This window comes from Pseudomonas sp. (assembly GCF_050739655.1).
Classification (GTDB): Bacteria; Pseudomonadota; Gammaproteobacteria; order Pseudomonadales; family Pseudomonadaceae; genus Aquipseudomonas.
On sequence record NZ_JBOIBY010000148.1, the window covers coordinates 1 to 5,990 of the forward strand.

3 protein-coding genes and 1 pseudogene are annotated in these 5,990 nt (G+C 59.8%); 2 read left to right on the top strand and 2 right to left on the bottom strand.

Features of this window, described 5'->3' with window-relative positions; translation table 11 throughout:
- Window positions 1–168: 168 nt before the first annotated feature.
- Both ACRESJ_RS07335 and ACRESJ_RS07340 read right to left on the bottom strand, forming a co-directional pair.
- Entirely contained in the window at window positions 169–729 is a 561-nt protein-coding gene (locus ACRESJ_RS07335) for an NUDIX hydrolase (protein WP_431757315.1), read from the bottom strand.
- A 3-nt stretch (window positions 730–732) separates the two neighbouring features.
- Window positions 733–1,800 (bottom strand): DUF2333 family protein, encoded by a 1,068-nt coding sequence (locus ACRESJ_RS07340; RefSeq protein WP_431757316.1) that lies wholly within the window; start codon window positions 1,798–1,800, stop codon window positions 733–735.
- A 452-nt stretch (window positions 1,801–2,252) separates the two neighbouring features.
- Here ACRESJ_RS07340 and gcbA point away from each other — a divergent pair, with 452 nt between their 5' ends.
- A complete protein-coding gene (gene gcbA, locus ACRESJ_RS07345) occupies window positions 2,253–3,923 on the top strand; it encodes a diguanylate cyclase GcbA (protein ID WP_431757317.1) in 1,671 nt (556 codons plus the stop codon).
- 1,492 nt (window positions 3,924–5,415) lie between these two features.
- Window positions 5,416–5,922 (top strand): annotated as a pseudogene (locus tag ACRESJ_RS07350) (methyl-accepting chemotaxis protein); the annotation flags it as partial.
- Between the last annotated feature and the right edge of the window lie 68 nt (window positions 5,923–5,990).

A 5,990-nucleotide genomic window follows, 5' to 3' on the forward strand; every position in this document is an offset into this window, starting at 1 on the left:
GGGCATCAGTTAACCCCCCGTCGTCCAAACGCTCATCGCGAGCAGGCTCGCTCCCACAGAACAGCAACAGAACAGCTACAACCAATACCGTTACAGTTTGAAAAGGTCGCGCAGTGTAACGGCAAAAACGCCGATTGCTAAGAGCCAATCGGCGCCAATTTATGCCTCTTATGCGACGTCCTCGCCACGTGAGCGAAGATAGCGCTTGAGCGCAGCCAAAGAGTCCGGGCAGTAAGGCTTCTGCTCGATTTCCTGCATGACCTGCTCGATGGGGATAAAGCGCGCTTCAAGCACCTCTTCCGGCTGCAGGATCAACGGACCATCCCAGACCGCCGAAAAAGCCGAGCACCAGAGGCGATTGCCCGTGTCTTCAAAGAAGAAATGGTCATGGGCGGTCAGTTCCACGCCACTCACACCCAACTCCTCTTCCAACTCCCGGGCCGCCGACTCGGCGTAGGTTTCGGTTGCCAACACCATGCCGCCCGCCGCCACGTCCCAGTAGCCGGGATAGATGGCCTTGCTCAGCGTGCGCCGATGCACGCAAAGCTCTCCGGCGGAGTTGAACAACATTATGTAGGTGCCCCGCCCGATCAGCCCACGCTCGCGCAGTTCGGAGCGCACCAGGGCGCCGAGCAGGTTGTCCTGCTCGTCGACCCAGGCAATCTGCTCGGCATCGGACGCCGCCCGATGGGCGGCCTCTCGCAAGCCATCGATGGAACTATCGACCATGACTCAGCCCTGATTAAGCAGTTGTCGCAAATCGATCACAGCCGCGTTGGCCCGGGAAATATAGTTGGCCATGACCAGCGAGTGGTTGGCCAGCACGCCGAAGCCGCTGCCGTTGAGGATCATCGGGCTCCACAAAGTCTCCTGCGAGGCTTCCAGCTCACGAATGATCTGACGCACGCTGACTGTGGCGTTTTTCTTGGCCAATACATCGGCGAAGTCAACTTCGATAGCGCGCAGCAAGTGCGACAAGGCCCAGGCCTGGCCACGGGCTTCGTAGAACACATTGTCGATCTGCATCCATGGGGTTTCGACGATTTCTTCGTCGACCTGTGGCGCGACCCCCGGCGTGACGGCTTCGGTCTTCAGTGCAGTGTTGAGCTTGACCCGACCAACGCTGGCCGACAGTCGTTGCGACAGCGAACCCAGGCGCGTGCCGACGTCACCCAGCCAGTTGTTCAGGTTGTCGGCGCGGGCATAGAACAGCGCGGTCTTCTGGTTCGGATCAGACAGGCGAGCCTGATAGCGGCTCAGGGAATTGATGCCTTCCTGGAATTCGGATTCGCTGGACGGCAGCATCCAGCTCTTGTTGTCGAAGTTGAAACGCGGCTCGGCCTTGGCCAGGTCGGCATCTTCGGTAGATTGCGATTGCGAACGGGCGAAGTCCTTGCGCATCGCGCGGCTCAGATCGCGCACCTGCACCAGCACGCCGTATTCCCAGCTCGGCATGTTGTCCATCCACAGGCCTGGCGGGAAGCGGTCGTTGGAAATGTAGCCGCCCGGCTTGTTCAACAAGGTGCCGGCAACGGTCTTGAGGGTTTCCACGGTGGTGTAGCCGACCACCATCTGCTTGCCTTCTTTCTCGGCAGCCATCTGCGCGTTCTGCTGCACCGGAAACAGCGCAGGCTCCTCGCTCCAGTACCAGCCCAGCACAATCGTCACCAGCAGATAGATACCGATCAACGTGGCCAGCGCCCGGCTGAACACCAGGCCACCCAGGTAACTGCGGGTAGCCGATTTCGGTTCGGCGGCACGTTCGGGCGCGCTACCAGCGCGGTTCTTCCAGTCCAACATGGCGATTTCCTTTCAAACTCTTGGGTTCATCGGTTCGACCACAACCATACAACAACGTGCCTTGGCCCGGCACTCGCCGTTGGGTTCATGTCGGAAATAAGCTCTCTGATGGGTGTAAACAGACCACTCCAGCGGCTACAGGCACCAGCCACCTAAGGGAATCCCTTAGCCCCTTGCATCAGAAATCCCGCTTTGATTAAAGACCGCATGCAGTCAAGGCGCGAGACTCGTCATTGCAGTCAAATCCGCTGCGCGCCCACTAAGGAAAACCCTGAAAGCCCCAACATACGGGCCTTAAGCAGAAATCATCAACCAATTACAGACCTATCAGTCAAAAACTGAATGTGTTCGCATTGCAGATTATTGACGTACGACACTCATGCAATAGCAAAGTGGTGCTAGCATAGAGCCACCACTCGACCTCAGCGTGCACCCTAACTAGTAGTCAGGATATGACCGAGCCAGAAGACCTTAGCCGCGAGCGCCTCAAGCACCACTTTGCCCAGCGGGTAATTCATCAAGCACGTCAGATTCTTGAGATATGGCAGCGCCTGCAACGCAGCGAGTGGTCCACCACCGACTTGTCGGAACTGAGCGAGGCCAATTTGCGCCTGCTGCGTTTCGCCGAGCGCTTCGAACAGCCTGAACACACGGAACTGGCACGCCACATCAGCCAATCCCTGGAGGCGGTCGATGCCAATCGCGGGCGTTTGAGCAGTGGCCTGATCACTGACCTCAATCGCTTGATGCAGCGCCTGTCCCGCACGGGCCTGCGCCATGGCGACCAGCTCGATCAAACGTTCCTGCCGCCACTGCGCAAGCCAATCTATGTGATGCTGCAGGATCACGACCGAGCCGAGCGCCTGGCCAAGCAACTGGAATTCTTCGGGCTCAGCGCCCAATCCCTGGACAGCGTAGCTTCATTTCGCTCATCAATGGTCGAGCGCCTGCCAGCGGCGATTGTCATGGACGTAGACTTCAGTGGCCCCGGTATCGGCCTGAAACTGGCTGCCGAAGCCCAGGAAGGACTTGATCATCAGTTACCGCTGCTGTTCTTCAGCCTGCACGAAACCGACACTCCAACTCGCCTCGCAGCGGTACGCGCTGGTGGCCAGGAGTTTCTTACCGGCACCCTCGAAGCATCGAGCCTGCTGGAGAAAATAGAAGTCCTGACCTGCGTCGCCCAGTACGAACCCTATAAAGTGCTGATCATCGACGACTCTCGCGCCCAGGCCTTGCACACCGAGCGCCTCCTTAATAGTGCGGGGATCGTCACCCGGACCTTGATCGAGCCGATTCAGGCCATGGCCGAACTGGCGGATTTTCAACCCGACCTGATCATTCTCGACATGTACATGCCGGCGTGCACCGGTACGGAACTGGCCAAGGTCATTCGTCACAATGACCGTTATGTCAGCGTGCCAATCATTTACCTGTCCGCCGAGGACGATCTGGACAAGCAACTCGACGCCATGAGCGAGGGCGGCGACGACTTCCTGACCAAACCGATCAAGCCCCGGCACCTGATCACCACCGTGCGCAACCGCGCGGCGCGGGCGCGAAACCTCAAGGCGCGAATGGTCCGCGACAGCCTCACCGGGCTGTACAACCACACGCACATCCTGCAACTGCTCGAAGACTGCTCGTTCCGCTCGCGCCGCGAAAACAAACCGCTGAGTTTTGCGATGCTCGACATCGACCACTTCAAAAGGGTCAACGACAGCCATGGTCACCCCATGGGTGACCGGGTGATCAAAAGCCTGGCGCTGTTTCTCAAGCAGCGCTTGCGCAAGACTGACTTCATTGGGCGTTACGGCGGCGAAGAATTCGCCATCGTCATGCCGGACACTGACCTTGAGGCGGCCTACAACGTCCTGGATGAAATCCGTCAGCGTTTTGCGGAAATTCACTACCCGGCGCAACCGCAGGACCTGTGGTGCACCTTCAGCGCCGGGGTGGTTGAGTTGTGCGCAGACTCCGACAGCCTTTCGATGTCCACCTTGGCGGACGAGGCGCTGTACCGCGCAAAAGGTGCCGGTCGCAACCGTGTCCAGGCTGAACGGACATCAAAGCAAAGTGCCACTTTTTCCTCGAAACCGATGCCTTCGGTCATAACCCTGTAACAGAAACGCAATAAATTCAGGCGCTCATCTTTTCTGCCGGCGGTAGTCCGTGATGCGCCTGAAACTGCTGACCAATCTCAATACCCTTCTTTTAGTCGCCGTTTGCGTGGCCCTTGGCGCCACACTGTGGTGGTCGCAAAAGGCACTCGAACGCCCCTACCTGTTAATGGAGCGTTACCTGGGTTTGTCCCAGCAATTCCAGAATGAAGTGGCGCGTAACATCGAGGACTACCTTAATAGTGGCGATGCCCTGCGCTTGAGCAGCGCCAGCCAGGCCATCGACGCTCTGCAAAAAGAACTTGGCGAGTTGCCACCCGCCCTGGCCGACACCCTGCGCCCCAGCCTGTCGAACCTGAACGATTTCAGCAAAACCGACTTGCTGGCCGCCGGTAAACTCGCCGGCGACCCACAAGCGCTGCTGCTTCAAGCCGAGCGCGAATTGGGCGCCAGCCTCGATCAACTCAGCCAGTACGCCAACGGCAACGCAACCTACCTGACGCCATTGCTCGCCGCGTCGCAGCATTTGGGCAAGCTATCGCTGGCCAGGGACAAACTGGTCAGCAGCGGTCGCAGCGAACTGGCTGCCGACGTCGAGCGCGAAGTCACCAATATCCGCACACAAGCCCAGCAACTGGACGCCCTGCCATTGCTCGGTGTGGCCGCGAGTAGTGAATCGAACACCGATGATTTCGCCGCGATGATGGGCCTGGAAAACACCGAGAAAGCTGTCGCCGAAGATGCCGGCGTTGGTTTCAAGCGCGACCTCAACAGCCTGCTCATCCGCTACCCGGCAGAACTGGCACGTACTCGCGAGCAGATCCAGAAGCGCGCCGACCTCAGCAATGCGACGCACCTGAAAATTGCCGACGTGCAACAAGCCATCGCCGGGCTGGAGCCTGTGGTGCGTGCCCAGCATGGGCAGATCCAAGGCGAAGTGCGGCTGATGCAGGGTGTGATGATCGGCCTGATTTTGTTGATTGCACTGCTGATCGACACCTTGCAACGCAAACTCGCCCGAACCTTGACCAGCCTCGCTCCTGCCCTGTCGACCTGGGCCGAAGGTGACTTCAGCCGGGACATTCAACTGGGCAACACCAACCGCGAACTGCATGACATCGAAGCGTCACTCAATCGCTTGCGCGCCTATCTGGTGGCACTGGTGGGCACCATTCGCCTCAATGCCGAGCAGGTCGCCGGCAGCAGCCGTACCCTGGCCGAACTGAGCAATGACCTGCACAGCGGCGCCGAGCATCAGGCCGGTGACACGGCGCTGATCCGCGACTCCCTTGGCGAACTGGAGGCGACCATCCAACAAGTCGCCGGCGATGCCAGCCAGGCTGCCGATGCCAGCCGTCATGCCGGCCTGGCGGTGGAACACGGGCAGAAAGTCATCGGTCAGAGCCTCACCGGCCTGCACGCCTTGGTGGGCGAAGTGCAAGGCAATGCACAGATGATCGAGCACCTGGCCGAAGAATCCGCAACCATCGGCGGCGTGCTGACGGTGATCCGCTCCATTGCCGACCAGACTAATCTGCTGGCATTGAACGCGGCCATCGAAGCGGCGCGCGCCGGGGAAATGGGGCGCGGGTTTGCCGTGGTGGCCGAGGAAGTTCGCTCCTTGGCGCAACGCACCGCTGGTGCCACGGCCGAGATTCAGACCTTGATCGCCGGCCTGCAAACCGCGGCACGGCAATCGGTCGAAGGCATGCGCGCCCAGGTCGAACATGCCGAAGCCACCGCCAACCAGGCGCAGGCCGCCGATGGTGCGCTGGATAAAATCGTCGGGGCAATCCAGACCATATCCGACACCGCCGTACGCATCGCCGATGTCACCGCCCAGCAGAGCGGCGCCGTCAGCGAGATCCGCGATCACAGTGAGCGCATCCATCAATTGGGTGGGGATAATCTGCTGCGCATTGGCGAGGGGCGTGAGCAAGGAGAGAATCTGCTGGTGCTGGGCGGGCGACTGCACACGGCCGTTCAGGCCTTCCGCGTCTAGCAGCCCCCTGTAGGAGCTGCCGAAGGCTGCGATCTTTTGATCTTGTTTTTCAGGATCAAGATCAAAAG